28 protein-coding genes and 3 tRNA genes are annotated in these 25235 nt (G+C 64.4%); 6 read left to right on the forward strand and 25 right to left on the reverse strand.

Annotation, left to right across the window (positions count from 1 at the left end; translation table 11 throughout):
• Positions 1 to 721: 721 nt before the first annotated feature.
• A complete protein-coding gene (locus tag ACFQI8_RS06960) occupies positions 722 to 1774 on the reverse strand; it encodes a tyrosine-type recombinase/integrase (RefSeq protein WP_390243641.1) in 1053 nt (350 codons plus the stop codon).
• A gap of 532 nt (positions 1775 to 2306) precedes the next feature.
• On the opposite strand from ACFQI8_RS06960, the gene ACFQI8_RS06965 reads away from it, so the two are divergent.
• Positions 2307 to 2570 (forward strand): winged helix-turn-helix domain-containing protein, encoded by a 264-nt coding sequence (locus tag ACFQI8_RS06965; RefSeq protein ID WP_390243642.1) that lies wholly within the window; start codon positions 2307 to 2309, stop codon positions 2568 to 2570.
• A gap of 53 nt (positions 2571 to 2623) precedes the next feature.
• Here the strand turns inward: ACFQI8_RS06965 and ACFQI8_RS06970 are convergent, their stop codons facing one another.
• The 13 genes from ACFQI8_RS06970 to ACFQI8_RS07030 form a co-directional block, all read right to left on the reverse strand.
• Positions 2624 to 3499, reverse strand: coding sequence for a DUF7961 domain-containing protein (locus ACFQI8_RS06970; protein WP_390243643.1), 876 nt, complete (start codon positions 3497 to 3499; stop codon positions 2624 to 2626).
• On the reverse strand, positions 3459 to 4451 hold the full coding sequence (locus tag ACFQI8_RS06975) for a hypothetical protein (RefSeq protein WP_390243644.1): 993 nt from the start codon (positions 4449 to 4451) through the stop codon (positions 3459 to 3461). The genes ACFQI8_RS06970 and ACFQI8_RS06975 overlap by 41 nt, the downstream gene beginning before the upstream one ends.
• 121 nt (positions 4452 to 4572) lie before the next feature.
• Positions 4573 to 4953, reverse strand: coding sequence for a hypothetical protein (locus ACFQI8_RS06980; RefSeq protein ID WP_390243645.1), 381 nt, complete (start codon positions 4951 to 4953; stop codon positions 4573 to 4575).
• Positions 4950 to 5813, reverse strand: a complete 864-nt coding sequence (locus ACFQI8_RS06985; protein ID WP_390243646.1) for a DUF8125 domain-containing protein — start codon at positions 5811 to 5813, stop codon at positions 4950 to 4952. The genes ACFQI8_RS06980 and ACFQI8_RS06985 overlap by 4 nt, the downstream gene beginning before the upstream one ends.
• Positions 5810 to 6400: a hypothetical protein gene (locus ACFQI8_RS06990; RefSeq protein WP_390243647.1), complete on the reverse strand. Its 591-nt coding sequence runs from the start codon at positions 6398 to 6400 to the stop codon at positions 5810 to 5812. Before ACFQI8_RS06990 ends, ACFQI8_RS06985 begins: the two co-directional genes overlap by 4 nt.
• Positions 6401 to 6431: 31 nt before the next feature.
• Positions 6432 to 6605, reverse strand: a complete 174-nt coding sequence (locus ACFQI8_RS06995; RefSeq protein WP_390243648.1) for a hypothetical protein — start codon at positions 6603 to 6605, stop codon at positions 6432 to 6434.
• A 1-nt stretch (position 6606) separates the two neighbouring features.
• A complete protein-coding gene (locus ACFQI8_RS07000; protein ID WP_390243649.1) occupies positions 6607 to 8115 on the reverse strand; it encodes a hypothetical protein in 1509 nt (502 codons plus the stop codon).
• Between the two features lie 111 nt (positions 8116 to 8226).
• On the reverse strand, positions 8227 to 8634 hold the full coding sequence (locus ACFQI8_RS07005) for a hypothetical protein (protein ID WP_390243650.1): 408 nt from the start codon (positions 8632 to 8634) through the stop codon (positions 8227 to 8229).
• A complete protein-coding gene (locus ACFQI8_RS07010) occupies positions 8634 to 9002 on the reverse strand; it encodes a hypothetical protein (protein ID WP_390243651.1) in 369 nt (122 codons plus the stop codon). The genes ACFQI8_RS07005 and ACFQI8_RS07010 overlap by 1 nt, the downstream gene beginning before the upstream one ends.
• Before the next feature lie 85 nt (positions 9003 to 9087).
• Complete coding sequence (locus ACFQI8_RS07015; RefSeq protein ID WP_390243652.1) at positions 9088 to 10905, reverse strand: DUF8148 domain-containing protein; 1818 nt, start codon at positions 10903 to 10905, stop codon at positions 9088 to 9090.
• A 153-nt stretch (positions 10906 to 11058) separates the two neighbouring features.
• Complete coding sequence (locus ACFQI8_RS07020; RefSeq protein ID WP_390243653.1) at positions 11059 to 11454, reverse strand: hypothetical protein; 396 nt, start codon at positions 11452 to 11454, stop codon at positions 11059 to 11061.
• Positions 11455 to 11626: 172 nt separating this feature from the next.
• Positions 11627 to 11701: transfer RNA gene (locus tag ACFQI8_RS07025), tRNA-Ile, on the reverse strand.
• Between the two features lie 98 nt (positions 11702 to 11799).
• A tRNA-Asn gene (locus ACFQI8_RS07030) sits at positions 11800 to 11872 on the reverse strand.
• 136 nt (positions 11873 to 12008) lie between these two features.
• On the opposite strand from ACFQI8_RS07030, the gene cca reads away from it, so the two are divergent.
• Positions 12009 to 13376 carry a CCA tRNA nucleotidyltransferase gene (cca, locus tag ACFQI8_RS07035; RefSeq protein ID WP_390243654.1) on the forward strand — a complete coding sequence of 456 codons (1368 nt, stop codon included), beginning with the start codon at positions 12009 to 12011 and terminating at the stop codon, positions 13374 to 13376.
• Here the strand turns inward: cca and ACFQI8_RS07040 are convergent.
• The 4 genes from ACFQI8_RS07040 to ACFQI8_RS07055 all read right to left on the reverse strand — a co-directional run bounded on the left by ACFQI8_RS07040 (position 13355) and on the right by ACFQI8_RS07055 (position 17173).
• Complete coding sequence (locus ACFQI8_RS07040) at positions 13355 to 14368, reverse strand: histone deacetylase family protein (RefSeq protein ID WP_390243655.1); 1014 nt, start codon at positions 14366 to 14368, stop codon at positions 13355 to 13357. The genes cca and ACFQI8_RS07040 overlap by 22 nt on opposite strands.
• Positions 14368 to 14799 carry a histone gene (locus ACFQI8_RS07045; RefSeq protein ID WP_004970449.1) on the reverse strand — a complete coding sequence of 144 codons (432 nt, stop codon included), beginning with the start codon at positions 14797 to 14799 and terminating at the stop codon, positions 14368 to 14370. The genes ACFQI8_RS07040 and ACFQI8_RS07045 overlap by 1 nt, the downstream gene beginning before the upstream one ends.
• 199 nt (positions 14800 to 14998) lie before the next feature.
• Positions 14999 to 16471 (reverse strand): single-stranded DNA binding protein, encoded by a 1473-nt coding sequence (locus tag ACFQI8_RS07050; protein WP_390243656.1) that lies wholly within the window; start codon positions 16469 to 16471, stop codon positions 14999 to 15001.
• Between the two features lie 192 nt (positions 16472 to 16663).
• Positions 16664 to 17173: a hypothetical protein gene (locus ACFQI8_RS07055; protein ID WP_390243657.1), complete on the reverse strand. Its 510-nt coding sequence runs from the start codon at positions 17171 to 17173 to the stop codon at positions 16664 to 16666.
• A gap of 148 nt (positions 17174 to 17321) precedes the next feature.
• Here ACFQI8_RS07055 and ACFQI8_RS07060 point away from each other — a divergent pair.
• A tRNA-Arg gene (locus tag ACFQI8_RS07060) sits at positions 17322 to 17394 on the forward strand.
• 393 nt (positions 17395 to 17787) lie between these two features.
• On the opposite strand, the gene ACFQI8_RS07065 is transcribed toward ACFQI8_RS07060, so the two are convergent.
• A complete protein-coding gene (locus ACFQI8_RS07065) occupies positions 17788 to 18012 on the reverse strand; it encodes a DUF7564 family protein (RefSeq protein ID WP_390243658.1) in 225 nt (74 codons plus the stop codon).
• Positions 18013 to 18156: 144 nt separating this feature from the next.
• Between ACFQI8_RS07065 and ACFQI8_RS07070 the strand changes: the two genes are divergently transcribed.
• Entirely contained in the window at positions 18157 to 18768 is a 612-nt protein-coding gene (locus ACFQI8_RS07070; protein ID WP_390243659.1) for a DUF309 domain-containing protein, read from the forward strand.
• A 25-nt stretch (positions 18769 to 18793) separates the two neighbouring features.
• On the opposite strand, the gene azf is transcribed toward ACFQI8_RS07070, so the two are convergent.
• Positions 18794 to 19582, reverse strand: a complete 789-nt coding sequence (gene azf / locus ACFQI8_RS07075) for an NAD-dependent glucose-6-phosphate dehydrogenase (protein WP_390243660.1) — start codon at positions 19580 to 19582, stop codon at positions 18794 to 18796.
• 101 nt (positions 19583 to 19683) lie between these two features.
• On the opposite strand from azf, the gene ACFQI8_RS07080 reads away from it, so the two are divergent.
• A complete protein-coding gene (locus ACFQI8_RS07080; protein ID WP_390243661.1) occupies positions 19684 to 20025 on the forward strand; it encodes a dihydroneopterin aldolase family protein in 342 nt (113 codons plus the stop codon).
• Positions 20026 to 20119: 94 nt separating this feature from the next.
• Positions 20120 to 20557, forward strand: a complete 438-nt coding sequence (locus tag ACFQI8_RS07085; RefSeq protein ID WP_390243662.1) for a DUF5790 family protein — start codon at positions 20120 to 20122, stop codon at positions 20555 to 20557.
• Between the two features lie 56 nt (positions 20558 to 20613).
• On the opposite strand, the gene ACFQI8_RS07090 is transcribed toward ACFQI8_RS07085, so the two are convergent.
• From ACFQI8_RS07090 to ACFQI8_RS07110, 5 genes are all read right to left on the reverse strand, one after another.
• Complete coding sequence (locus tag ACFQI8_RS07090) at positions 20614 to 21336, reverse strand: creatininase family protein (RefSeq protein WP_390243663.1); 723 nt, start codon at positions 21334 to 21336, stop codon at positions 20614 to 20616.
• 44 nt (positions 21337 to 21380) lie between these two features.
• The gene (locus ACFQI8_RS07095) at positions 21381 to 23318 is read right to left on the reverse strand and encodes an ABC transporter ATP-binding protein (protein ID WP_390243664.1); all 1938 of its coding nucleotides are present in this window, start codon (positions 23316 to 23318) and stop codon (positions 21381 to 21383) included.
• 62 nt (positions 23319 to 23380) lie between these two features.
• Complete coding sequence (locus ACFQI8_RS07100; protein ID WP_390243665.1) at positions 23381 to 24274, reverse strand: NosD domain-containing protein; 894 nt, start codon at positions 24272 to 24274, stop codon at positions 23381 to 23383.
• Between the two features lie 135 nt (positions 24275 to 24409).
• Positions 24410 to 24679, reverse strand: coding sequence for a DUF7538 family protein (locus ACFQI8_RS07105; protein ID WP_390243666.1), 270 nt, complete (start codon positions 24677 to 24679; stop codon positions 24410 to 24412).
• A 40-nt stretch (positions 24680 to 24719) separates the two neighbouring features.
• Entirely contained in the window at positions 24720 to 25217 is a 498-nt protein-coding gene (locus ACFQI8_RS07110; protein WP_390243667.1) for a DUF192 domain-containing protein, read from the reverse strand.
• Between the last annotated feature and the right edge of the window lie 18 nt (positions 25218 to 25235).

Consider the following 25235-nt stretch of genomic DNA (forward strand, 5'->3'; position numbering starts at 1 on the left):
GACTGGCTATCGCGTGACATGCATAAAAAATATCGAACCCATCATACTTAACGATTGATATTCATTTACTCGGGATAATAGTAAAAATTCTCAGATGGAGCTACTCATCTGAATCCCGGGGGTAGACGCCCGTGAAAGCCAGTTATCGCGTCCAGGACGCAATCACCGTTTCCCGCTGTGTGGCTCGTCGTCGCCATCAACGACGAACGCTGAGCAGTTGGAAGCGTGGCGTGGGCGGGAAACGAGATGGAAACTGTGAGAACGGCAGTCGCGTCAGTTCGGGTCGGGTGCGGCGTAGAACATCCCCTCCGCGCCCCGCTCGGCGAGACCCCTCGTCGCCTCGAAGCCGAGGCCACTGTTCGCCGCCGTTAGATGGCCGACCCGATGTGCGGAGACGCACCGAATACCGTCTCGGTGATGTCTGTAGAATCGTTGTGTTCAAACATGCCCGTATATACGCGACAAAACAGCATGAGGAGTGTGCTAACCAGTTATCCCAGTTATCTTTTCTTGGGTGTTGCGGCCGACGGCGACGCACCACTGACATACGGAGAGCGTGCACCTCTCACGACGCGGTGTGCAGTCCGAAATCGGGGGAGAAAGCCGTGTCGTCCGCTGTAAACGGCTCGGAGTCGTAACGGGACCGTATGGGCCCCATGGGTTTTGATATATCGGTCGCTCGACCGGCAGACGTAGCCCGGAAACGTGTACCTAAACATTCTTATAGGTCGTCCGGAATGAAGTCTTGACGGCGGCGCATGCGCTGGCGAGACGAAGCACGGTCGTAGTGCTTCTCCAGAACCGTCTCGCTCACGTCTCCTCGGTCCGACAGCACCTCCCGAGGAGTACCGGCATCACGATACGCAGTAATCGAGCCAGCACGGAACGGGTGCGACGAAACCGAGAACGGACACTTACTCGCGTGCTCGATGTACGTCGCGTCGCACTCCTCGATAACCCGGTTATCCGGGCATCCCTCGCCAATCGCGCACGGTCGCGTCCACTTGTAGCACCACATCCGAATCGTCGTCGTCGACGGCCGGCCGTGGGTCGTCGTAATCAGCGGAGCCCGACCGTGTTCGTCCGTCACCCGGTCGCGGTGCGGGCCGTCGATGTACTCCTCGACGACCTTCGCAACGCGCGGCTTCAGCGACACGTCGCGTTCACCGTGCGACCCGTTCTTCAGGCCAGTCCCGGTTTCCGGTCGGTGCCGGAAACACAGCGCGTTGTCCTCTCGGTCGAAATCGGACACGTCGAGCGCCCGCAGTCCGCCGAGTCGGCACGACGTTCTCCAGAGAAGCAACAGCGCGACGTGTTCGACGGTCGCGTACTCCCAGCGATTGAGGTAATCGAGAATCGTGCGCGCACGCTCGGCCTCGAGCACAGCATCCGACACTCCATCCCCGTCGTCAATCCGGGGAATCCGAATGCGCTCGGCGAGGTCCTCCGAGACGGCGTCGATGTCAGCGATAAAGCTCAGGAACGTCCGAAGCGTCGAGACCTGCCCCTTCATCGTCACCGCGGCGCACGGGTCGTCGCCCTCGAAATTCTCCTCGCGCTTGAACACGCGGTAGGCGTGAACCGTCCGCAGGTCCACGTCGTTCATGTTCATCACTTCGCCCGACCCGTGGTCCGGCGACTGGAGCCAGCGGACGAACGATTTCAGCCGGTACCGATGGGACTGAATCGTGTCGTCTGAGAGGTCGTATCGACGAGCGTCGAGGTAGTACGACATCGCCGACTCGGGGGTAATCGGGTCGAGCTCGTCGCTCATCGAATCACCTCCGAACCGGATTCACTTCCGGCCCATTCGCTACGCTTACAACCGCGGTGTGGTAACTGAATCATGGCTTCCATTGTGAGGCCGCGGTCCGGGTCGGGGGTGCTAACTTTGGTAGGGTGAGCGCCCTCGAAGGGGACCGTCAGCCGGGTAATCCATTCGAGAGGGCTAGGTAAAGTACTGAGCCATGACCCCGGAGTGAAAGTGTACGTTTGAGCGAAAGTGATACTACTTCCTGTCAGTCTATCAACAGCCGTCGGTCGTGGGGCTTCAATAGCCCGAGTCGTGTAGGCAAACATGCTTCCGTACCTCGGTTACGGGAGCCACCGCGGGCCGGTGTCCTTGCACCGGGTCCGCTTCTGACGCGACTGAACACCAGTCAGCGTCTCGTGTAGCTTCCGTTGATCATGACCTCACGGTATGGGTACAAAAATATTCTCACTAATCAGTGTAGTTCACAGCATCAATTAATCTAATTATTCACTCACATAGGCAAGTGTAAGAAGCTTGATTCTGAGCAATTAGTATGCGCAAGCCGGGAGAATGGATGCAGATGCCCATCGACGAGAGAATCTTGGAAGCTCTCGATACATCTGAGATGATTCTCTCCCCGGCAGTCATTGCGAAGAACATCGACAAGACCCGATCAGAGGTCAACAGGCGGCTATCTGTTCTCGTTGAGCAGGGCTTTGTCACGCGCGTCGAGCGAGGGTACTACGAAATCGCAGACCGAGGAAGCAAGTACCTTTCTGGCGATTTTGACGCGTCCGCGCTTGACGACGAGGAGTAAGCACCCACCACCCTTACCCGTAAAGGGGGCGGGTGGATGGGTGGGTTGAAACGTCAGTCTTCGTCGGCGAATTCGAGATTCGAGTGCTTGTACGTGTAGAGCCTGATATTCTGGTCGTAGCAGTACGACGCATACAGGGCCGGATGAATCGTTTCCCAGTTCCCCGGACCGTCGTCGAGGCTGGACGGGAACGCAACGCTGACCGCTTCGCCTTCCATCTCCACACCGTACGCGCCGGTGTTCTGTTCCGGTGGCAGAACTTCAACGACAATCGCAACTGAGGCGTCCTTGTCGCCTTTCTTTTTTACTCGGTCGCCGGGGGAGAACGGATTCTCCGGCTTCTGGTTCATGTACGCTGTGTTCGGTCCGAGGTCGATGAGTTCGTTCATCGGCCGGGCCGCGAGGTGATCCAGTTTCTCAGGTTCTTCGCCGGAATACGTCTCCTGCGAGGCCGCTTTCGATTTCAGCGTCTCGGTGCGCTCCCAGCCGAGCATGATGAGACTGTCCTCCTTGTCCCGGTGCCAGACCATCACGATGATGTCGTCATCCGGGTCGTTGTCGAGGAGAGTTTCGGGGAGGAAAGCCGACACGTCGCGCGAGGTCTTCACATCGACCTCGTAGCCGAACACTTCGAAGTCGTACGACGAGAAACTTTCAGGGTTGCATCGCCGCATCGCTTCTTCGTTCTTCCACTCCCACAGCTCGACAGGAAGGTATTCGCGGCAGAACTGTTCGAACGCGAGTTCTCCAAGATTTCCGATTCGCTTCACGTCGAGGTTCTTTCGGTCCTGAACTTTCGCTTGGTGGTTGGCGCGTTCGTAGTCGATTTCGTCCGGGGTATAGCGGTACACTACATACAGAGATTTCGTATGAGAAATTATATCTTTCTCAGCGTTTCTCCACAGAGTCAGCGCGTTGCAGGAGGTCATGAAACTCCGTCCAGTTTTCGAACTGCTCCTGAAACAAATCACTCGGCAGGTTCCACGCCCACGGCGCGGCGTCGTCCGGGTCGTATTTCTCTAACGTCGGTTCGAGGTTCACGAGCGAGCCGCCGAACAGCTCACCATCGGGCGAGTCTGAATCGGCGTCCCAGTCGCGGTAGAACGTCACTTCGTCCTGCGCTTCTTTGTAGAACGACAGCGTCGAGAGCCGTTTCTGTTCCGGGTGAACGTCTTTCCCGGTGTGGCTCACCACGCCGACCGATTCGACGCCAAGCTTCGAGAACCGCTTAATCGCGGGCGTCCACTGGGACGCCACTTCCCGGCTGAACGTCCGGGCGTCGAAGTGCGTCGAGCCTTCGTCGATAGTGACGGTCTTCGGCCGTTCGCGGTGGGTCAGCAGTACGTCCATCAGGTTGTACATCGACCGCACCACGATGTCCGCGCCGTCCCACGTCCCCACGTTCGAGATGACCAGCAGGTCATCGCCGAAGTGCGCCCGCGCGAGGTCGCCGTTCAAGAGGAACATCGTGTTCGTCTTTCCAGTGTTCGGGTTCCCCGCGCCGGTGATCGTCGTGAGACCACCGCCGTTTTCGAGTTCGTCGACGAGCCGAAGCGGGAGCGTCAGCGAACTGGCGTCGAGGTCCTGCTGGGTGACGCCGACGAGGTACGAAAGCGCGGTCGCGTGCGACGACTGCACCGCGCGGGTCGCGGCTTGGGTCCGAAGCGACGAATCGACGAGCTGACCGAGCGAGGTCTCGGCGAACGAGTCGGCCAGTTCGTCGTCGTCGGTGAGGTCGAGCGAGTTCAGGAACGACAGGTTCGCGTGGTCGCCCTGCGAGACCGGCAGGCCCGCGTGGTCGAGCAGTCTGTGGTCGCCGTCGATGCGCCCGCGAACCTGCTCGTACAACTTCGCCGCCGTCAGCAGTCGTTCGTCGGTCACAGCCGGTCACCCACCTGAATGTCGTGGAGACAACGCCGGCAGAGGTGCCCCTTCGCCGTGGGGTTTCGAGGAGTCACCGACCAGCCGCAGTACATGCACTTCGCGGAAGTGTCCGAGTCGGTCACGCGGAGTCACCTCCGTCGAGGGGATGCGGGCCGAACTCGCGGGTCGAACTGCCGTCGAGGTCGTGAGCGCAGTCGCGCCCGTCTCCGTCACCGTCGGAGCGGTCAGGTGTGAGTTCGTCCGAGTCGTCGTCCCGCGCGTGGTTCCGCACGAAGTACGCCGTCGCCAGCGGCAGGGCCGCCGAGACGAACACGTGCATGTTCGTCACCGGGTAGTACGACGCCGCCACCGCGCCGTCGTCGAAGAAGCGCATCGGCACGTCGAGCGCTCGCGGCGGTATCATCAGGATACCGAACCACAGGCCCGCGACGATGCCGACCGACAGCGAGAGGGCGATTATGTACTGTTCGCGCGTCGAGAGTTCGAGTTCGAGTTTCATTCTGCTTCACCGTTGGCCGCGTGTTGCTTCCGTCGCTGGTCGAGGTCGGCCAGCGGGTCCGGTGCAGGGTCGCCGTCACCTGGTGCCCACTCGGTCGGGTCCTCGTCGAAGATGGAATCCGAGCCGTCGAGGTCGAAGTCTTCGAGCACGCTATCAATCTCCGAGTGAAGCGCCTCGCCGTCGTCCGGGAGCGCGCCTTTCTCGAACGTCCGCACGACGTGTTTCACGGTCTTGACCGCCGCCGCTCGGACGATAGCGAAGGAGTTGATTTCGAGCGATTCGCCCTTCCGAGCCTTCGGTTCCAGCTGTTTCCGATTGTACCGGAGGTATTCGAGCGCCCGCGCCAGCACCGGGTCCGGCAGTGAGCCGACCCACGTCCCGGCGACTTCCCGCGCGTCGAGGTCGACGCCGCGGCCGAACGCGAGGTTCGGCGTGGCCCACCAGAGTTGTCCATCGACGACTGTCCACTCGGACCACCGCGGCGTCGGGCAGGTGTAGACACCCGCGCCGTCGCGGTCGAGCAGGTCGACGTCGACGAGCCACATCATCTGCGGACCGCCCATCAGGTCGACGGCCTGTCCGCCGACCCAGCGCCCGGCGATGAGCGCCGAGAGGCCAGCCGTCAGGCCGATGATTTGGAGCGAGCGCGGCACGCGCACGTCGAAGACGAGCACGAGGCCGACGAGCAACAGCGAGCCAGCGACAGCGAGGTGAACGCCGTAGCGCATCACCCACACGAACGCCGTAACGAGCCGACCCGCGTCGCGGTCCGGCGCGACCGTCGTCGAGGCCGCGCCCATTTCTGGTTCGTCCGGGGTTTCCCGCTGAGCCTCAGCTGAGCTTTCGGCGTCGTCGCTCATGCGACACGCTCCATGCCTCGATGGAGGCCGAAGCGCCGCCGGACGATTATCAGGAGCGCACCGAACGACGTGCCGAGCGCGCCGCCGATAGCCGCGTCTCGAACGTCCGTTCCGGTGAACGGCCCGGCGATGAGCGCCGAGCCGTCCTCGAACCGGAGTTCCGTGTATTGGCCGTTCTCGATGGAGTACGACGTGACGATAGTCACCCGCGGTTCCGGGGAGTCGATTCGAATCGTCGTCCGTCCGGGCGGAATCGGTCGGTTAACCAGATTCCCGGCCGCGGCACCGGCCGAGCTCGAGCCGGTCGGCGCGGTCACCGTGACCGTCCGCGGCAGGTCCGATTCGAGCACGAGCACGGCGGTCCCGTCGCGGTACTCGGCGGAGACGATTCGAACCGCACGGTCGCCGGCCACATCGCCGAAGTACGCCGTCTCGTTCGACGACTCCGAAGCCGTGGTCGGAGCCGCGGCTGTCGTCGTCTCTGTCGGAGCAGACGCGGTCGCGGTCTCTTGGGCGGCGACTGTGCCGGGAACGGCGAACAGCAGAGCGATACAACTGACGAGTATGATGGTGTGTATTCGAGTCATACGAAGGGGTGGGGCAGGAAGTGAGCGAGCGTTACAACAGCGACCCGAACCAGTCACCCGACCAATCGGGCACGCCGAGCAGGTCGAGCAGGAGGTCCGAACCCATGCCGATGAGGTCGACACCGAGGAGTTGCAGGGCACCAGCGATGATGACCACGCCAGCGATGGTTCCGATTGGGAGTCGCTTCAGTAGAAAGACGAACATCCTACTCGTTGCCCTCCCGCTGGATGAGCAGTACAGCACCAGCACCCACGAGAAGCGCAATCCCGAGCGCCTGCGAGTTGAGGCCACCGGAGCCACCAGAGCCGCCACTTGACTGCTCCCGTTCCTCGATATCTTGGCGAAGGGCTTCGAGTTCGTTCGTCATGTTGACGAACTCACTCGTGTTGGCAGTCTTGTACACGTACGTCGTCGTGTTCTGCGACTGCACCGAAGACCCGTCGCGGGCAGTTATCTCGGTGATGGTGAAGTTCCCGTCGAGGTCGACCTTCTCGCCGGTCGCGGTCGCGATGAACACCGGGCCGTCGATGGTCGAGGCGTTGTAAGTCGTGTTGACCGACCACGACCCATTCGGCGCGGAACGAGCCAGCACGAGGCCCTGATACGTGATATTCGTTGTTCCAGACTGGTCGGTGACGTTCATCAGCCCGGACGACTGCATATCCGGCACATCGAAGCCCATCAGAGCGAGCGCCGCCGTCGAGTCGTACAGCGAGTCCGAATCAGAACCCGACTGGGTACCGTATTCGAACATCGCCGTGTTCGCGCTAATCACGTCGGATGAGTTGATGTTTCCAGCCGCGAAGTCGTCGTAGGTCGCATTCACGAAGTTACCCGCCTCGGCTTGGAGGTCGTCGTTCTTCGTCTCGTAACGCGACCAGCGGTCCGCAAACGACTGGTATTTAACGAACTTGCTGGACTCGTAATTCTCGTTAGGCGGCTGGATAGTCCAGCCACTCACTTCGAAGTAGAGGGCACCGTTCGGATTCCACTGGTGACGCGCCGCAGTCACGTAGTAATGGTGAGTACGGTCGTAACCTTGGTACCCCTCTCGGAACGTGAAGTTAAACCCGAGAGCATCAGCAGACGAGCCATTGACAAGACTCACCGAGGTCGTGTCAACGCCCTCGTACGTCTTCGAGTATTGCCAATTCGTAGCAACGTCCCAAACACGCTCATCTCGAGTGACAAACGCAGAGTCGTTAATCGGGTCGCTTTCAGAGCGATTTTCAATGGTCGTCGTCGCCGTCAACGACGCATTCCACCGCGCGAGGTCGTTCTTCTGCTTGATAGCGTAGTAGTCAGCAATCGCCTGCTTCGCGTCGATACGGGCCTGCTCTTTCGTCTTGCCGTCCTCATACGCTTCAGCGACCGCTACCTGCGCTTTCATCCACGCGACGGACTCAGTGTCGTTCAGGTAGTTGTCCATCGCCGTGTTGTACGAGGCGAGCGACGTCTTCTCAGCTGACGCCGCAGAATAAAGTTCGACTTTATCCTGCGTTCCGTCGAGGGATTGCGTCGAGTCGGTCGGGTTAAACCGACACTCGTCGCCGTTCGGGTTAATCAGACTGTTGATGAACGCCGATATCGCTGAATCGGAGATATCGCAGTCTTGGAACCCGAGCGCCGCCGACGCCGGACCAGCCGCGCCAGCAGTCACTATCAGCACGGACAGCAGAACGACGAGGAAGCGCCGCGGATGCACACGCGCCATCAGAGACCTCCGGTGATGATGAACGCGGTTGCACCGAGACACGCGGCGAGGTAGCCGAGCGTCGCAGTCGCTTCCAGTCTGGTGAGGCCGAAAGGAAGGGTCATGGGCTGGTTACCTCACGGCGACCGCCCAGCCGACGACCGTAATCAGGAACGCGACTTGCGCGCCCAGCGGGTCGCCCAGTCCGAGCAGGAGGTCCTTGATTTCGGTCACGTACTGCCACCCGAGGATGACAGCAGGCGACGCCACGATGAACGCCATCTCCCAGTACTCGTAGTGTTCGAGCGATTTCGTCTCGCTCGACATGAACGCCACAGCGTACACGAGAATCCCGCCGAGCGTCGCGTGCTCGCTCGTCAGCGTGTAGTTCGACAGCCACGTGATGGTGATGTCGGAGATGCCGCCGAAGGCGTACAGGCCCGTTGCAACGAACACGACCGACAGGAGCGCCGGGATGGTCCGAAGCATCGCGTAGTCCGACGCGAGGCCACCGAGGCCCTGCGAGTAGCGCGACGCCATTACTCGCCCCTCACGTCGAAGACGTGGTACTCACGCTCCTCGGTCGAGCCGTCGTCGTGCTCGATTTCGTACGTCCGCGTCTCGGCGGTCTTCTTGACCGCGAGCCAGCTCCCGTTGCCGAGGCCCTTCTTGTCGATGGTCCGGCGAATCTGGCCGTTCGACCAGAACTTCACCCGGTCGCCGAGGTCGCCGCCGCGCGCGAGGTGAATCACGTCGTTTTCGTTCGGTCCCACGTCGTGGTCAATGTCGACGATAACGCCGATGACCGGCTGGTCCACTTCGAACTTGATTTCCTCTACTCCGTCGTCGTAGTCGTCTTCGACTTGCGTTTCTTCGAAGTCGTCGAACGACATTGGTTCAGACGCCATTACAACTAGACATTCCGATAGTTGGTACTAGTCGTACCTACCAGCCGTGTGAAAGTGGAATCACCGGGTAAGGTAGGAACCTACCTCATCCCCACACGTCGGCGACCGGCGGGGGTTTCTCGCCGCCAACATCGGGGTATTCGGGCTGTCCTCCCGACGCAACATAATCTTCGACGTGTTCAAGATTCGTAGCCGTCGCGTCGGCCGTCGGCATATCCCAGTAGGCGTAGCAACCCAGGTAGTCGATGTGGCAGTAGAAATCGGCACTCTCCGGGAGCGTCGATTCGACGCCTGGTGTCACTACGTCGTCGAGGTCGAGTTCTTCGACTGTCGCGCCATCGCACGCGAGCTGTAGAGAGTCGATAGAGAGCTCCCGAACAGCGTGCCGAACGTCCGGGTCTTGCAGATGTTCGGGTCTCTCTATCGCTTTCTCGATGTCTCGTGAGATGGACCAGAATCGCCTACCGGTCGCCCAGTAGAGGCCGAGTTTCCACGTCGCCGCCTTGTCCGCGTACGAATCCGATTCTTTCGCGTCCTCGAACGACTCGGAGGCCTCGAGCAGGGACCCGAAGGTGGCCGAGAGGTACTTTCCGAGGTACGCGCCAGCCGTTCGGCTTTGCATCTGTTCGTCGCTGTCCTCTCCGCTCTCGTCGTCGTAGAACTCGATGAGGTCGTGAGACCGCGCATTCTTCGCTATCCACTCCTCGCTGTGGTCGTGGTCGCCGTAGCGGTACCAGTCCACGAATCCTTTCGAGACCGGTACTTCGAACTGGTCGCCGTCGTCGTCGACGAGCGTTTTGGTGCCGAAGTTCCCGACTTCATCGAGATCGTCCCGAAACACGAGCGGGTAGAGGTCGACGATTTGGCCCTGACCGTAGTCCTTCCACTTCCGTTCAAGCTCCGCTTTGTCTATCAGGAACGGCATCCCGTCGCTCTCGCGGGTCGGCACGTCGAACATCAGGACGTGCAGGTGCGCGTAGCCTTTCTCGGTGAACTCCAGGGCTTTCAGGTACGGTGGCCGGTAGCGAGGTCGCCCGGTCACCTTGCCGTTGAGCGCCGGTGACCAGCTGGGAACGCCGTCCTTCCTGGTGTCGTCTTTCGTCGACGGGTCCGAATCGAAGTACGAAAGGAGCCGATTGAAGTTCGGGTTTATCGACGAGATGCCGTCGTACAGCGAGCGCGGGTCGGGTCGAGTCGGGTCGTCGAACGTGCCGGGGTCCGTCGTCAGCGTCATCAAGACAGCGTTGTCGTACTTCTCGTAGGCGTGTTCGAGCGCGCTGTTGTAGCGCGCCCACGTCTTTCTCAGTCGCCCTTGGGAGTTGAAGCGGGTGTTGTACTCTTTCGTCATCCGGCGGGTGGTGTCGCCACCACGTCGCCCGCAGAAGTGGACGTCGAACAGCAGTTGGTAGTTCTCGATACGCTTCAGGTACCGATGTAAAGAGTCTTCCAGCAGGTCCCGACCCCAGTCATCGACCTCATTCGCGGTTCTCAGGTAGTTTTCGCAGAAATGCCGGTCGTACAGCAGGTCGTCGCGTTCCCTGGTTGTTTGAGTAATGCCTTCTGATATCAAGTCAAGTAGGCAAATTGTCGGGGTGACCATCGTCATGCCGTCAGACTGGCGTTTTTCGATGAGTTGGGGGTCGTGCCCGTCGAGGTCGTTCAAGAACCGGTAGACGAACTGGTAGTCCGGGTCGCTCCCGTCGAACCGCTCGCACTGCCCGATGTACTGACCCTTGACGCACTCGGAGACGAGCGTCGGCAGGTAAATCCCCTCTGGCGAGGTCGAGATGCGTTTTACCAGCCGTACGCGGTCGCGGTCGCGCCCGCGAAGTTCGAGGTCGTCGTCCGGGTCTGCCGGGTCGTACCCGTAGGCCAGCAGGCCGAGGTCGCCCAGATAGTCCACGAGGTAGGTATCTTTACATCGGTCTAGGCGGAGGCGAGAACCCCACACGTCGGCAATTTCGGACGATGAGCGTTTTCCGACGCTCATTCGTCTCTCCGGGAGACCGCACGCGCGGCTGGTGAGTCGTGACCACCGGGGGCGCGGGTGCCCGCGTTACTCACGCGAACCCCCGTCTGTGCGGATGAAATCGCTCAGACGGCACTGGGCCTTACCGCCGCTCGTTTTCGGCCGGCGGCCGCCGGCCTCATGCGGACCGGCTTCCGGGTCAGGGGCAAGCCCCTGCTTCCGGCCGCTCCGGGCGGACTGGGACCCGCCCTCCGCTGTTCCGGTCCTTGCGGTGGTTTCTGCGGCCAGTTGGTGTGCCCACAACAGCGAGGTGAGTCGGTGGTCCCGAATCTCGTCCTCGATGGCGGGAATGCGCGCGCAGTCCTTGCACTCGCGCATCTTCGCGGCGCGCTCAGCGTGGTCGACGAGACACCACGCTTTGCAACTGCCGCAGACGTAGCGGACGTACCGCCACAGGTTCGTCTCTCGACGAGCCCGCGACATCTATCGAACACCCCCGGCTAAAGTTATCGCCCGACTGCGGGCCGGTCCGTAAGCAGAGCTTATGGAATTGGGATTTTTGGGCGTTTTGAGATTTCGCGGAAACGGCGAATTTAGGCGCGTTAGGGGCCGTAGTGTGCCTTTTTCATCAGCAACAAAACGACTAAAATTATTATGGGCCCCATGGGGTTCGAACCCATGACCACCCGGTTATGAGCCGAGCGCTCTGACCAGACTGAGCTAGGGGCCCTCGGTCGATTCTTTTCAGTCGTCCCTCTTATGTCTTATCAGAAGCCGTCGCCGACGAACCGGAGACGAACCGCTCGTCAGCGTGAGATTAGGGAAAAGCGCCACCGCCAGGACTCGAACCTGGGACAACCTCGTTAACAGCGAGGTGCTCTACCAACTGAGCTACGGCGGCTTTCGTCTGCACTCTCTCGTATTCGATGTTTCTTGATAGGGCTTTCGTTTTTACCCGACGGCTGGCGGATGCCACCGCCTGACGCGGTCGCGGGAGCACCGTCACGCTTTCGCCCGCCCGCGGGAAACCAGCGGGCATGACGAACTCGGACCTCGACGCGGTCGCCGCCGCGGTCCGCGAGCGCATCGACCCCGACGAGGCGGAGCGTCGGGCGCTCGCGGACGCCGCGGCGGCGCTCGAATCCCGCGTCCACGACGCCCTCGCGGACCTGCCGGTGGACGCCGACGCGCTCCAAGTCGGCAGCACCGCCCGCGGCACGTGGCTCTCGGGCGACCGCGACATCGACCTGTTCGTGCGCTTCCCGGCCGACCTCGACCGCGAGGAACTCGAAGCGTACGGCCTCGAAGTCGGCCACGCCGTCCTCCCCGACGGCCACGAGGAGTACGCCGAACACCCCTACGTGAAAGGCGACCACGACGGCTTCGACGTGGACCTCGTCCCCTGTTACGACGTGCCGTCCGCCTCGGACATCCGCTCGGCGGTCGACCGGACGCCGTTCCACAACGCCTACCTGACCGAGCGCCTCGACGACGACCTCGCGGCGGACGTGCGCGTCTTCAAGCGCTTCCTGAAGGGCATCGATGCCTACGGGAGCGACCTCCGAACCGAGGGCTTTTCGGGCTATCTCGCCGAGCTCCTCGTCGTCGAACACGGCGGCTTCGAACCGTTGCTTCTGGCGGCCGCCGACTGGAATCCGCAGGTCGAGTTCGACCCGGAGGACCACGGGACGCGGAGTTTTTCCGACCCGCTCGTCGTCATCGACCCGACCGACCCCGAGCGGAACGTCGCCGCGGTCTGCTCGGCGGAGAACGTCGCGCGACTCCAGCACTACGCCCGCGACCTGCTTTCTGACCCGCGGGAATCGTTGTTCTTCCGGCCCGACCCGCCGGCGCTCGACCCCGACGGCGTTCGCGACCACCTCGCCCGCCGCGGGACCTCGGCCGTCGCCGTCGTCTTCGACTGCCCGGACCTCGTGGACGATCAGCTCTACCCCCAGCTCAAGAAGTCGCTGACCGGCGTCGCCGACGGCCTCGATAGACGTGGCTTCGACGTGTTCCGACGCGCGACGTTCGCCGACGGCGACGGCGAGGCCGTCCTCTTCGTCGAACTCTCGGTGGACGAGCGCCCGACTGTCGAGCGCCACGAGGGGCCGCCCGTCCACGTCCGCCGGCACGCCGAGGGGTTCTACGACGCGTACGAGGGCGGCGACGACCACTACGGGCCGTTCTTGGACGGCGACCGCTACGTGGTCGAGCGCGAACGGGAGTTCACCTCGGCGACCGACTTCCTCGAAAGCGACGCGCTGTTCGACGTGGCGCTCGGAAAACACGTGGAATCGACGCTCAGCGAGGACGGCTACGACGTGCTCGTCGGGGACGACGTGGCCGCCCTCGCCGACTCGTTCGGTGCCGAGTTGGGTCGCTACTTCGTGCCGAGACCGTGAGCGGCGCGCACGTCGTCGACTAGCTCGACGTTTTTGTCGTCGGGGTCTTCCTCGGGGTCCATCGCGATGCGGCCGTCGAACGTCTCGTGGACGGTGGCGACGCCCTCCGAGAGCGTGTCGAGGCCGTAGCCGCCTTCGAGGACGAACGCGATGGCGGCGTCGGTCGCCGCACAGAGGTCCTGAACGCACTCGGTGAGCATCGCGTAGCCCTCGGTCGAGACGCGCATCCGCGAGATGGGGTCGTGGCGGTGGGCGTCGAAGCCGGCGCTCACGATGAACAGGTCGGGGTCGAACCGCTCGACGGCGGGCGCGATAGCTTCGTCGAACGAGTAGACGTAGTCGGCGTCGCCCGCGCCGGCGTGGAGCGGGACGTTGAGGGTCGACCCCTCGCCGTCGCCCTCGCCGGTCTCTTCGACCTCGCCCGTGCCGGGGTAGAGACCGTCCTCGTGGATGGACGTGTAGAACACGTCGCCGCGGTCGTAGAAGATGTCCTGCGTGCCGTTGCCGTGGTGGACGTCCCAGTCGAAGATGGCGACGCGCTCGGCGAGGCCGTCGTCGATGACCGCCTGTGCGGCGACGGCGGCGTTATTGAAGAAGCAAAAGCCCATGGCGTCGTCCTCGACGGCGTGGTGGCCCGGCGGGCGGCCGAGCGAGAACGGGGTGTCGCGGCCGTCGTCACCGTCGAGCGCGGCGCGGGCGGCCCACTCCGCCAGGCCGGCGGACGTGAGCGCGGCGTCCCACGACGCCTCGACGGCGACGGTGTCGGGGTCCCAGTTGCCGCCGCCGTCGGAACAGAAGTCGTGGAACTCGTCGACGTAGCCGTCGTCGTGGACGGCCGCGACGGTGGATTTCTCGGCGGGCGGGGCGTCGACGTACTCGACGCCGTGGCGCTTCGCCAGCCCGCGCCGGATGGCCCGGAGTCGGTCGGCCGTCTCGGGGTGTCGCGGCCCGGTATCGTGGTCGAGACACGTTTCGCTGTAGCCGAATTGCATTATTCGAAGAGGGAGAAGTAGGTCTCGATGTCCTCGGATTGGACCGTCCGCCGGTCGGCGTGGTGGGCGAGTTTGACGGCGGCGCCCGCCACGTTGACGGCGTAGTCTTCGAGGATATCGGCCAGGGCGATTCGAGCGTCCATCGCGACCCGGTAGCGGTCGTCGATTCGGAGGCGAGCGATGCGGTCGATGGGGGCGATAGGGAGGGAGAGTTCGTCGCGGTCGACGACCTGTTGAACGCCGAAGTCCTCGGCCATCAACGTCTTGCGACCGTCCGCCGTCGCCCGGTCGGCGGCGTCTATCGCGAGTTCCGCGCCGCGGTCCTGAATCCGGCGGGCGAGCGCCTCGGCGGCGCCGGCGCTCACTCGCAACTCACCTGCGTTCTGCCGGATGATCGCGTCTACCGGGGCGAACGGTAGCTCGACACTCATACCCACATATCGGGTCCGTGCGGCGTATAATCCTTTCCGTCGCGGCTCCTTCTGTATTTTATCGCATGGAACTCCCCCAAGCGGGCGGATTTCGCGCCGAGAGCCCGCGGAAACCGGACGAACGATGAGTCAGATTCGACGCTCCGCCGACCGCGGGGCGGTGGGGGACCGGTGACCGGCGAACGGTGGTCTATCCGTCCTACCGCTGTGCGCCGGTGTGGACTTCGACTGTCTCGGCGCTGATGCGGCCGTCCGTCTCCGTCCCAGAGACGGTCACCTCGTCGCCGAGACCGAGGTCGGCGTCGGTGTCGACGGTCTTGGTCTGCGTGCCGTCGTCGAGGATGACCGGTGTCCCGGCCTGCACGACCGTCCCGGTGAACTCGACCGATTCGCCGGCGGAGTTGGTCGCGGACGCGTCCGACGAGGACCCGCCGTTCGAGGCGGACGCGCCGTCTGACGACCCGGATGACCCGCCGGACGACCCATCACCGGAGAACGCGCCGAGACCCTGATCGCTCGGCGGACTGGGGGCGGACCCGCCGGCGTCGGTTCCGGCCGCGCCCTCGGGCGCCTCGTCCATCACGGCGACCGACGACCGCCAGCCTGCGGAGGCTTCGAGGTCCTCCTGCCAGCCCTCTTGTATCTCCACGTCGGTGATGACGACGTAGTCCGCGAGGTCGACGTCGGCGTCGGCCTTCTCGCCCCAGAGGGCGACCCGGATGTCGCCGGTGTCGTCCTTGAGGCGGACGTTTCGCACCTGCCCCTCCGAGCCGTCGTCGCGGTCGAAGGTGCGCTTGCCGTCGGCCTCGATGACGCCGCCGGCGATGTCGACCGTCTGGCCGAGTTCGAGCGAGCCGATGTCGGTCGTCTCGGGGACGTACTCGATGTCCTCGTCGATGACTTCGACCGCGCCGCGGGAGCCCACGTGGAGTTCGAGCGAGCCGTCGCGCTCGCGGACGTAGCCGTCGACGACCTCGACCGACTGGCCCGTTTCGAGCTCCTCGGCGAGGTCCGCCCGCTCGTCCCAGAGCGTGACCCGAACGCGGCCGGTCGGGTCCCCGACCGAGAGGTTCGAAACGCGACCCTCGGTGCCGTCGTCGCGGTCGAACGTCCGGACGGTGCCGGCGTCGAGCACCTTGCCTTCGAGATTCACGTCCGAGAGGCCGAGCGCGAGGTCCTCGACGCGGTAGGTGTCGAGCACCTGCACGTCGACCTCGGCGTCGAGGTCTTCTTCGACCTTGCTGGCGCTGACCTCCACGCCGTTGTAGCCGTCTTTCGGGCGACCGCCGATGCGGAGGACGGTGCCGACTTCGAGGTTCTCCTTCGCGCCGGCGGCCATCTCGTCCCACAGCGAGACGCGGATGCGTCCGGTCTCGTCGGCGACCTCGATATTGACGACTCGCCCGTCTTCGTCCTCGCCGTCGCGCTCGAACGTCCGCACCTCGCCGATGCTGACGACCTTCGCGAGGAACTTCACGTCCTCCATGCCGGGTTCGATGTCGGCGATACCGTGTACCTCCTCGTCGCGCAGTTCGTGGGCGATGAGCATCGCCGCCGTCTCCTCGTCGGCGAGGCCGCCCATCTGTTCGACCTTGTCGTTGACCGCCGCCTCGAACTCCTCGAACTCGACATCTGTGTCGAGGTCGTCGTAGACCTCCCGGATGACGCCCATCAGGCGCCACCTCCCGGGACGAAGCGCGCGCGCCGCCGCAGACCAAACGTCGTACTCATACTATGGTCGAACAGGGAAGGGCGGCGCTTAAGCGTTGTTTTCCTCCGGATTGGAACGCGCGAGCGACGGCACGAATCGAGCGACATAGCGGGGGTGGCCGCGCCCTCGGCTTTGAACGTTCGGACGCGACCGTCAGGCGGCCACGTCGATGCGGGCGACCTCGCGGCGGCCGTCCGCGTCGTCGTGGACGACGACCGCCCGGCCGGGAAGTCCGCTCTCGAACCGGAGGGTCGCCTCGTAGCCGCGGGTGACCGGCGATTCGGTGCAGTTCTCCGCGTCGGTTCGCTCGACCGTCTCGACGACGACCGTGGCCACGTCCGACTCCGCGTCGTAGTCGGCGCGCGCGAGTCGGGCGATGGCGCATTCGGCCGCCCCCGAGACGCACCCGACGACCGAGACGCCAGTTTCCGTCTCGGTCGCCAGCGCCGACCCGCCGGCCGGGCACGCGTCGGCGCGAACGGGAGTGAACGACCGCCCGACGAGTCGCGGACGGCGGGGCGTCTCCGTCGGCGTCGGCGACACCGGTTCGCCCCCAGTGCTGGTGCCCGCCGTCGACTGCTCCGCCGCGTCGTCGCCGCTCGAACACCCCGCGAGCGAGGCGCACAGTCCGACGGTTCCGAAGAGGAGCGCGCGTCGATTCACGTCCGGGGCTAGGCTCGCCGGCGAAAATAGTCCTTGCGTGCGGGACACACACCGACGCCCGCCTCGTGCCGTGGTCCCGCGGTTCATTGAGAGTCCACATCGTAACCGTCTTAAGTAACCGTCGAGTACCGGAGAATGCAGTAAGACAGTCCTGATAGGGTAGTGGACTATCCTCCTGGCTTGCGGAGCCAGGGACCGGAGTTCAAATCTCCGTCAGGACGTTTCTCTCGGGAACTACACGACGAGCGAAGCGAGGAGTCCGTTCCTCGTTGAAACCGCGTTCGGAGACTTGAACAGGGAGCGACCGAAGGGAGCGAGTGAGTTCAAATCTCCGTCAGGACGTTTCTCTCGGGAACCGACCGTCGAGAGCCCTCTGTGCTCTCGATTCGGTCGGGTTCTGCGACCCCGTCGAGTACCATGTCGGCCGTTCGGCGCGCCCCGTGCTCGCTGAAGTGCGTGTCGTCGGCGAAGGGCATTCCTCACCCGGTCTCGGAGCGCTCGCTCGCCTCCTTATCGGCCATCGGGAACCTACCGACCTCAAATGCGAATCGTGAGGTCGGGGAAATCACGGAACGCCGAGCGCTCTCGGCAGTCACGGCCCGCGAAACGCGCGCTTACGCCTCGTCGTAAGGGGGTTCGAGGCCGGGCGACCGCTCGTCGTCATCGCGGCGGTGAACCGACGAGGTCGTCCGCGACCGCTGTGGACGGGGGCGAGGCGTCTCCTCGGACCGGGGCTCGGCGACCCACGACCCGTGACAGTCTCGACAGTAGTTGCCTTTGTACGACCGTGAGAACAGGTACTGCTCACCACAGCGGATACAAACCGGGGAGGGAGTCATCGTTCGACACCTCGGACGAGGGGTTCGAGGGTGTTCATGTGCTATCATACCTCATATGCTCTCGAGAGGCATAAGTATGCAAGCCCTACGTCGCGGGAGCGCGTCCTTCGCGGACTCTTTACTCGTGGACGGCGAACGGTTCGCATGGACGATTCGCTTCGCGCAGGCGTCGCCATCTACAACGCGGGCGCGTATCGGGCGGCCCACGGCGCGTGGGAGTCCCGGTGGCTGTCGCTCGAACGCGACACTGACGACGAGCGGTTCCTCCACGGGCTCATCCAGTTTACTGCGGCGGTCCACCACGCCCGCGACGGCAACGACTCCGGCGCGGTCGGCCTCGCCCGGAGCGCCCGCGAGTACCTCGACGGCCTCGCCGACGACTACCGCGGCGTCGACCTCGCCGAGGTGCGGGCGTTCCTCTCACGGCTCGAAGGCGACCCCGCCGTCGCCGACGACCCGCTCGCGCTCCGACTCGATGGCCGGGTCGTCACGTACGACGACCTCGATTTCGACGCCGTCGCCGTCGCGGCCGAGACACTCGCGGATGAACTGGACGGTTACGACGAGTCGGTCGTCGCCGACGCGGTCGAATACGCCCGCGAGGAAGTCGCCGACGGGGCGCAGACGCAGTTCACGGCCATGGTGTTCGACTTCGTGCGGAACGGGGCCCAGCGCGGACTGGTGTTTCAGCGATTGAGTGAGCACGTCCGCCGTCGGCGACGGCGCGAAGACGACGTGAGCGGCCTGTTCGAGTGAGGAGAGATTGGGGGCCGACGCGGCGTCAGGCCTCGTCGAGGGGTTCGCCCTCGAAGGTGAACTCGGCGGAGTTGTCCTGCGGGTCGTAGTCGAGCACTGCGCGGGCGCGGTCGATGGAGTAGTACTTGCGGTCGTTGTCGGAGATGCCGTAGACGATTTCGTAGTCGTAGTCGGCCTCGATACAGCACTCGAAGAGGTGCGCGCAGTCGCGGTACGACAGCCACATCGCCTGGCCGCGCTCGTACTCCTTCGGCGGGTGATGCTGGGTGAGGTTGCCGATGCGGACGTTCACGACCGAGATGTCGTGGTGGTCGTGGTAGTAGCGGCCGAGCGTCTCGCCCGCGGCCTTGCTCACGCCGTAGAGGTTACTCGGGCGCGGCAGTTCCGTCCCGTCGAGTCGGAACTCGTGGTGCGGGCGGTACATGTCCGGGGTCCGGTCCATCGTCTCGTAGGCCCCGACGGCGTGGTTCGAGGAGGCGAACGCGAACTTCTCGACGCCGGCGTCGACCGCGGCGTCGAACATCTGTTGGGTGCCGTCGATGTTGTTCCGCAGGACGCTGTCCCACGGCGCTTCGGGCCGCGGGTCGCCCGCGAGGTGGATGACGGCGTAGACGCCCTCTATGGCGTTTCGCACGGCGGTCTCGTCGGTGACGTCCGCGACGTACACGTCCGTGGGGTCGACCGATTCGGGTATCTTCTCGTCGGAGAGTGGCTCGCGGTCCAAAAGCCGCCAGTCGTAGGCGTCACCGATGTGCCCTAGTATCGCCTGGCCGACGCGCCCGCCAGCCCCCGTCAGCAAAACCGGCTGGTCCATTCGGTTCTACGTCCGGCGAGGGAGGCTAAGTAAGGACCGGTTCGCGCTCGCGCGACCCCGCAGACCGGCGAACTTTACCCGCCGGCGACAGAGGTCCGGCTATGGTCACAGACCCCCAGACGGCCTGCTTCGAGGCGGGCATCAAGTTCGGGACGCTCTACCACCAGTTCGCCGGGACGCCGGTGTCGCCCGACAGCGCCCGGAGCCTCGAACGGGCCATGGCCGAGGCCATCGAGAACCAACCGTACTGCGAGTCGGTCTCCGTGCACGTCCTCGACGACGCGCTGGAGGCCGAACTCGCCGAGTCGGCCGCCGACTACACGGAACTCACGGGGCGGTTCATGGAAGTCGAGATGGAAATCGACTACGAGGACGTCCGCGTCCGGACGCGCATGGAGATGGAAGACGGCTACCCGCTTATGAAACTCGTGTCGGTCGAGTGAGGTCGGAAAAACGGCCGCGACCACGACCGAGTCGTTCGATTTCACTTTCACTTTCGGGGTCGTTTTTAAACCCCCGCGTGCCGAACGTGTGAGCATGAGTCAAAGCACGCTCGGCGACGACGACCTGTTCGGAGAGGCGGCGGCGGAGATGCGCGCCGACGTCGAGGAGCACCTCGGCGAGGCGCGGTCGGCGCTCCCCGACCCGGACGACGTGTGGGAGGCCGAGGCCGACAACATCCTCGGCGTCCTCAACGGCCTCCGCTCCTCGCTCAACGTCGAGGGGGCGGCCGAACACGTCCGACAGGCCAAGAAGTGGTACGTCATCGGCCAGCGCGCCGAGGCGTTCGACGACCCCGAGGACCTCGAAGCGGCCATCGAAGAGCTCGAAGAGCTCATCGAGATGGTCGAGGAGGCCCACGAACTCGTCGGCGACCTCACCAATACGATGCCGCAACTCCGCGGCGCGCTCACCGACGCGGCCGAAGCGGCGGAAGCCGCCGACGCGGACGACGACGAGGAAGAAGCGGAGTAACTCGCCCCGCCGGCCCGCCGCTCAGTCGGTGAGCCGGTGCGCCGCCCGCGGGTCGTTCAGTCGAGTTGTCGGCGCTCGACCGCGTCGAGGAGCGACGCGAGCGAGTCGGCCGCGAGCGATTCCAGTTCCGCGCCGCGTTGGGCGTCACCGTCGGCGGGGTCGCCGACGACGCCGTTGTCGGTGAACTCGTCGGAGTCGTGAGCGAGGTTGACGCCCGAGACCCACTCGCCCCAGCGGTCAGCACCGCCCGCGCGGGCCTCGTCGATTCGGTCCTCGCGGACCAGTTCGGGGTGCGTGTGCCGGAGTAAGGCGGTTTCTAACGGGCCGCCGTGGCCCATGTCCGAGGAGTGGTCGCCGACCGCGTCGAACCACGTAAAGGCGACCGCGTAGACGTCGCTCGTCCGCGAGACGCGCCGGCAGAGTTCCGCGAGCGCGTCGATGTTGCCGCCGTGGCCGTTGACGACGACGACCCGGTCGAAGCCGTGGTGGGCGAGCGATTCGACGGTCTCGCGGACGTACGCGCGGAAGGTGTCCGGTGAGACCCAGAGCGTCCCGTCGAAGGCGCGGTGTTCCTCGGCGACGCCGACCGGGATGGTCGGGCCGACGACGACCTCGCCGTCGAACGCCTCGGCACCGGCCTCGGCGACCGATTCGGCGTTGAGCGCGTCGGTACCGAGCGGCGCGTGCGGGCCGTGCTGTTCCGTGCTTCCGACCGGGAGGAGCGCGAGGTCGGCGTCGAGGGCGGCGACCTCGGTCCAGGTGGCTTCGGAGAGTCGCATGACGACAGAAGGGACGGCCCCGCTCTTAGTGGTGGGCGCTTCGCTCAGTCGTCGCCGGCGTCGACCTCGGCCTGCCGGCGGGCGGCGCGCTCGACGAACTCGTCGGGGAGCTGGTCGATTTCGCCGGCTTGAACCCCCCAGAGGTGCGCGTAGAGGCCGTCTTCGGCGAGGAGGTCGTCGTGGGTGCCGCGCTCGACGATGCGGCCGTCTTCGAGGACGACGATCTGTTCTGCGTCCTTGATGGTCGACAGGCGGTGGGCGATGCTGAACGTCGTCCGGTCGGCCGTGAGGTCGTCCAGCGAGCGCTGGATGAGCATCTCGGTCTCGGTGTCGACGTCCGAGGTCGCCTCGTCGAGGACGAGGATGTCCGGGTCTTTCAGGATAGCGCGGGCGATGGAGACGCGCTGGCGCTGGCCGCCCGAGAGCTTCACGCCGCGCTCGCCGACCGTGGTGTCGTAGCCGTCAGGGAGGTTCGAGATGAACTCGTGGGCCTCGGCGGCCTTGGCGGCGGCGACGACCGCCTCGTCGTCGGCGTCGAACGTCCCGTAGGTGATGTTGTCGCGGACGGTTCCGTAGAACAGGAACGTCTCCTGGCTGACGTAGGCGATGGACTCGCGGAGGCTGGAGATGGTCACGTCGCGCACGTCTTGGCCGTCGACGCTGACGCGCCCCTCGTCGGGGTCGTACATGCGCATCAGGAGCTTGAGAATCGTCGATTTCCCCGCGCCCGTGGGACCGACGAGCGCGAGCGTCTCGCCGCCGTCGACGTCGAAGGAGATGTCCTCGACGATGGTCTCGCCGTCGCCGTAGCCGAAGGTCACGTCGTCGTACTCGACGCGGCCCTCGGAGACCGCGAGGTCGGGCGCGTCGGGTTGTTCAACCAGCCGCGCGGGTTCGTCCATCAGGCCGAAGATGCGGGCGCTGGAGGCATGGGCGCGCTGGTACATGTTGATGATCTGCCCGAACTGGGCCAGCGGCCAGACGAACTGCTGGGTGAGCAGGATGAACGTGACGAACTCGCCGACCGCGAGGTCGCCGGTGAAGGGGCCGGGGCCCTGTCCGTTGATGACCCACAGGCCGCCGACGACGAAGGTGAGCGAAAAGCCGATACCGGCGAGGATGCGGAGCGCGGGGAAGAACTTGATTCGGGTGTTGATGGCGTCCCAGTTGGCGTCGAAGTAGTCCATCGAGACGCCGTCGACGCGGTCAGATTCGTGGGGTTCGGCGTTGAACGTCTTGATGACCTGAATGCCCCCGAGGTTGTTCTCCAGTCGGGAGTTGAGTTTGCCGACCGACGAGCGGACGTCGGCGTACTTCGGCTGGATGATACCGACGAACTTCCACGTGAACAGCGCGATGAGCGGCACCGGCAACAGGGCGACGAGCGCGAGTTGCCAGTTGTACGACAGGAGGACCACCGCGATGGCGACGACCATCACGAAGAGACGGAAAAACGAGTTCATCCCGTCGTTGAGGAACCGTTCGAGGCGGTTCACGTCGTTCGAGAGGATGGACATCATCTCGCCGGTCTGCTTGTCGGCGAAGAAGTCCATGTTGAGCAGTTGCATCCGGTCGTAGGTGTCGGTCCGAACGTCGTGTTGAATCTGCTGGGCGAAGGCGTTCCACCCCCAGTTGCGGAGCCAGTGGAACAGCGCGCCGGCGGTGAAGCTGAACACGATGATACCGACCGCCAAGAGGAACTGGCCGTCTCTGGTCGCGGGAACGAACGGGGCAATCCACGCCTCGGGGAGGACGGGGAACCCGGCCGCGAACGACGTGTCCTGTCGGATGATGGCGTCGATAGCGAGGCCGAGGACGACCGGCGGCATGAGGTCGAGCACGCGGGCGGCGACGCTCGCGAGGACGCCCACGAGGAACTCGAAGGTGTTGTCGCGCCCGTACTCGGCGAACAGCCGCCGCATCGGGTTATCGACCCGCGCTCGCTGGTCTTCGAACGGGTCGTCGTCGGTTTCAGGGGGCACGACAACGGTTCAGGGGGCGCGCGCAGTAAAGCGCTCGGGTGGGGGAGGGGGCCGCCGGTAGATTAACACCGGGCGTTCCGAACCGTGTTCCTGCTCGAACCGCCGGATTCGACGACCGGCTGTTGGCTGACGCCGCAGAGGTCGTTTTGGATGAGTCGGTTGCGGTGAGAGTCCTCCAGCGTGACGCCGTGGGCCGAGAGGCCGGTCGTCACGACGTTCCTGTGAATCGCGTTACGGTCGCTTCCGGTGAGTTCGAAGCCGGCGATGATGATGCGGACCTCGTTCTCGACGAAGCGGTTTCGGTGGCTGTCGCGGAGGGTGAATCCGGGGCCCTCTCCGTCGACGAGGTTCCGTTGGAAGCTGTTTCGCGTACTCTCGTACAGCGAAACTTGGATGGTGTCGGTTCTGAACTCGCAGTCGACGAACTCGTTTCGGTGCGAGTCCGTGAGCGTGAGCACGACCGGACTGATGAGCGTACACGACTCGAATCGGGTTCGCTCGACTCGGTCGAGAATCACGCCTCGGACGGTCGGCGTAACGAAACTCGTGTTCGTCACTTCGCACCGCTCCGAGTCCGTAAGGACGAACTGCGGGACCGAATCGGACTGGTCGCCCGGATAGCCGACGACTTGCGAGTCCGCTATCGTCACCCGGCTCGAATCCGTGATTCGGCCGCCCCTCATCAGCGCGATGTCGGCTATCGAGACGCGACTGCCCGAAATCGTCGTCTCGCCGTCCACGGCGTACCCCCGGCCGTCGATGCGGACGTCGTCGGCGAGAATCTCCAGACAGTCGAGGTCTCCGTCGAGGGAGTACCGCCCCGACTCGGTGATGCTCGCGCATCCCGAGAGCCTCGCCTCGTCGGTCCGCAGTTGCAACACGCCCGGCGCGAACGCCGGAAGCGCGGCGAGGCCCAGTCCGCGAAGCGCCCCTCTCTTCGTGATGTGTGTCGACATGGCACTCAGCCAACTACAACACGTCGACACAAATACAGATATTGTGAGATTGTTACCAACTACGTATCAGCGTTCGTGACGTACTGCAACGCCGACTGGTGGGGGAGTCGGGCGGGTCGGTCGCGCCGTCGGCGTTCAGACGACTCGGTCTTCGACGTCGGGGTCGACGCCGGCCTCGACGAGGTCCTGTCGGACGCGCTCGCGGAGCGGGTCGGGAACCGTATCGCGGCCGACGGGGACCGCGACCTCGCCGTCGCCTTTCACTTTCCAGTAGAGGACGCAGTCGGACGGTTCGTAGTACTCGATGCTGTAGGCGTCGTCCGCCCCGCGGTAGTGGACCCGCGCGGCGAACTCCTCGGCGCGCCAGCCTTCGAGTTCGGAGAGCGCCGCGATGTGTTCTGTCATGGTTGGATTAACGGTCGCCGGCCCTTCGGGCGTTTCGCTTCTACTCGGCTTCGACACGGTCTCCCGCGTCGATACCGGTCTCGTTCGTGTAGCCGTAGGGAAGTTCGAGGACGTATCTCCCGGTTCCGCGGTAGCGGGTGAGGTCGGACTCGCTGGTCCCCTCGGGGTCGAGTTCGGCGTGGTGGATGCGCGTGATGGTGCCGTTTTCGGCGACGAAGACGATGTCCAGCGGGAAGTCCATGTCGCGCATCACGTAGGCGTAGGTGCCCGAGGAGTCGTGGACGAACCACATTCCCTCGTTTTCGGCGAGCGATTCGGTGTCGCTCAGGCCGGTGAAGCGCTTGGCACGGGTGTCGGCGACGCGGGCGTCGACGGTCGCCAGCGTCTCGCCGGTCTCGTCCTCGACGACGGTGAGCGTGGTTCGTTCGTAGCCGTCGGTCGAGCCGGGGACGACCGCCGGGTTTGTGAGGTACGCGACGCTCGCGACCGCGACGACGGCGGCGACGACGAGCAGAGCGATTCGCGCGCGAGAGGTCATTGCCGGACGTGACGGTCG

The organism is Haloferax chudinovii (assembly GCF_042663345.1).
Taxonomy (GTDB): Archaea; Halobacteriota; Halobacteria; order Halobacteriales; family Haloferacaceae; genus Haloferax; species Haloferax chudinovii.

Excerpts from the sequence above, each read along its gene's own strand:
- ACFQI8_RS07070 (WP_390243659.1), top strand. The coding sequence starts at position 18,157 with ATGGACGATTCGCTTCGCGCAGGCGTCGCCATCTACAACGCGGGCGCG.
- ACFQI8_RS07020 (WP_390243653.1), bottom strand. The coding sequence starts at position 11,454 with ATGTCGCGGGCTCGTCGAGAGACGAACCTGTGGCGGTACGTCCGCTAC.
- ACFQI8_RS07105 (WP_390243666.1), bottom strand. The coding sequence starts at position 24,679 with ATGACAGAACACATCGCGGCGCTCTCCGAACTCGAAGGCTGGCGCGCC.
- ACFQI8_RS07045 (WP_004970449.1), bottom strand. The coding sequence starts at position 14,799 with ATGAGTGTCGAGCTACCGTTCGCCCCGGTAGACGCGATCATCCGGCAG.
- ACFQI8_RS07010 (WP_390243651.1), bottom strand. The coding sequence starts at position 9,002 with ATGGCGTCTGAACCAATGTCGTTCGACGACTTCGAAGAAACGCAAGTC.
- ACFQI8_RS07065 (WP_390243658.1), bottom strand. The coding sequence starts at position 18,012 with ATGACTCCCTCCCCGGTTTGTATCCGCTGTGGTGAGCAGTACCTGTTC.
- ACFQI8_RS06985 (WP_390243646.1), bottom strand. The coding sequence starts at position 5,813 with ATGAGCGACGACGCCGAAAGCTCAGCTGAGGCTCAGCGGGAAACCCCG.
- ACFQI8_RS07085 (WP_390243662.1), top strand. The coding sequence starts at position 20,120 with ATGAGTCAAAGCACGCTCGGCGACGACGACCTGTTCGGAGAGGCGGCG.
- ACFQI8_RS07050 (WP_390243656.1), bottom strand. The coding sequence starts at position 16,471 with ATGGGCGTCATCCGGGAGGTCTACGACGACCTCGACACAGATGTCGAG.
- ACFQI8_RS06980 (WP_390243645.1), bottom strand. The coding sequence starts at position 4,953 with ATGAAACTCGAACTCGAACTCTCGACGCGCGAACAGTACATAATCGCC.
- ACFQI8_RS07110 (WP_390243667.1), bottom strand. The coding sequence starts at position 25,217 with ATGACCTCTCGCGCGCGAATCGCTCTGCTCGTCGTCGCCGCCGTCGTC.
- ACFQI8_RS07000 (WP_390243649.1), bottom strand. The coding sequence starts at position 8,115 with ATGGCGCGTGTGCATCCGCGGCGCTTCCTCGTCGTTCTGCTGTCCGTG.
- ACFQI8_RS07090 (WP_390243663.1), bottom strand. The coding sequence starts at position 21,336 with ATGCGACTCTCCGAAGCCACCTGGACCGAGGTCGCCGCCCTCGACGCC.
- ACFQI8_RS06995 (WP_390243648.1), bottom strand. The coding sequence starts at position 6,605 with ATGTTCGTCTTTCTACTGAAGCGACTCCCAATCGGAACCATCGCTGGC.
- azf (WP_390243660.1), bottom strand. The coding sequence starts at position 19,582 with ATGGACCAGCCGGTTTTGCTGACGGGGGCTGGCGGGCGCGTCGGCCAG.
- cca (WP_390243654.1), top strand. The coding sequence starts at position 12,009 with ATGACGAACTCGGACCTCGACGCGGTCGCCGCCGCGGTCCGCGAGCGC.
- ACFQI8_RS07100 (WP_390243665.1), bottom strand. The coding sequence starts at position 24,274 with ATGTCGACACACATCACGAAGAGAGGGGCGCTTCGCGGACTGGGCCTC.
- ACFQI8_RS07080 (WP_390243661.1), top strand. The coding sequence starts at position 19,684 with ATGGTCACAGACCCCCAGACGGCCTGCTTCGAGGCGGGCATCAAGTTC.
- ACFQI8_RS06990 (WP_390243647.1), bottom strand. The coding sequence starts at position 6,400 with ATGACTCGAATACACACCATCATACTCGTCAGTTGTATCGCTCTGCTG.
- ACFQI8_RS07005 (WP_390243650.1), bottom strand. The coding sequence starts at position 8,634 with ATGGCGTCGCGCTACTCGCAGGGCCTCGGTGGCCTCGCGTCGGACTAC.
- ACFQI8_RS06965 (WP_390243642.1), top strand. The coding sequence starts at position 2,307 with ATGCGCAAGCCGGGAGAATGGATGCAGATGCCCATCGACGAGAGAATC.
- ACFQI8_RS06960 (WP_390243641.1), bottom strand. The coding sequence starts at position 1,774 with ATGAGCGACGAGCTCGACCCGATTACCCCCGAGTCGGCGATGTCGTAC.
- ACFQI8_RS07040 (WP_390243655.1), bottom strand. The coding sequence starts at position 14,368 with ATGCAATTCGGCTACAGCGAAACGTGTCTCGACCACGATACCGGGCCG.
- ACFQI8_RS06970 (WP_390243643.1), bottom strand. The coding sequence starts at position 3,499 with ATGACCTCCTGCAACGCGCTGACTCTGTGGAGAAACGCTGAGAAAGAT.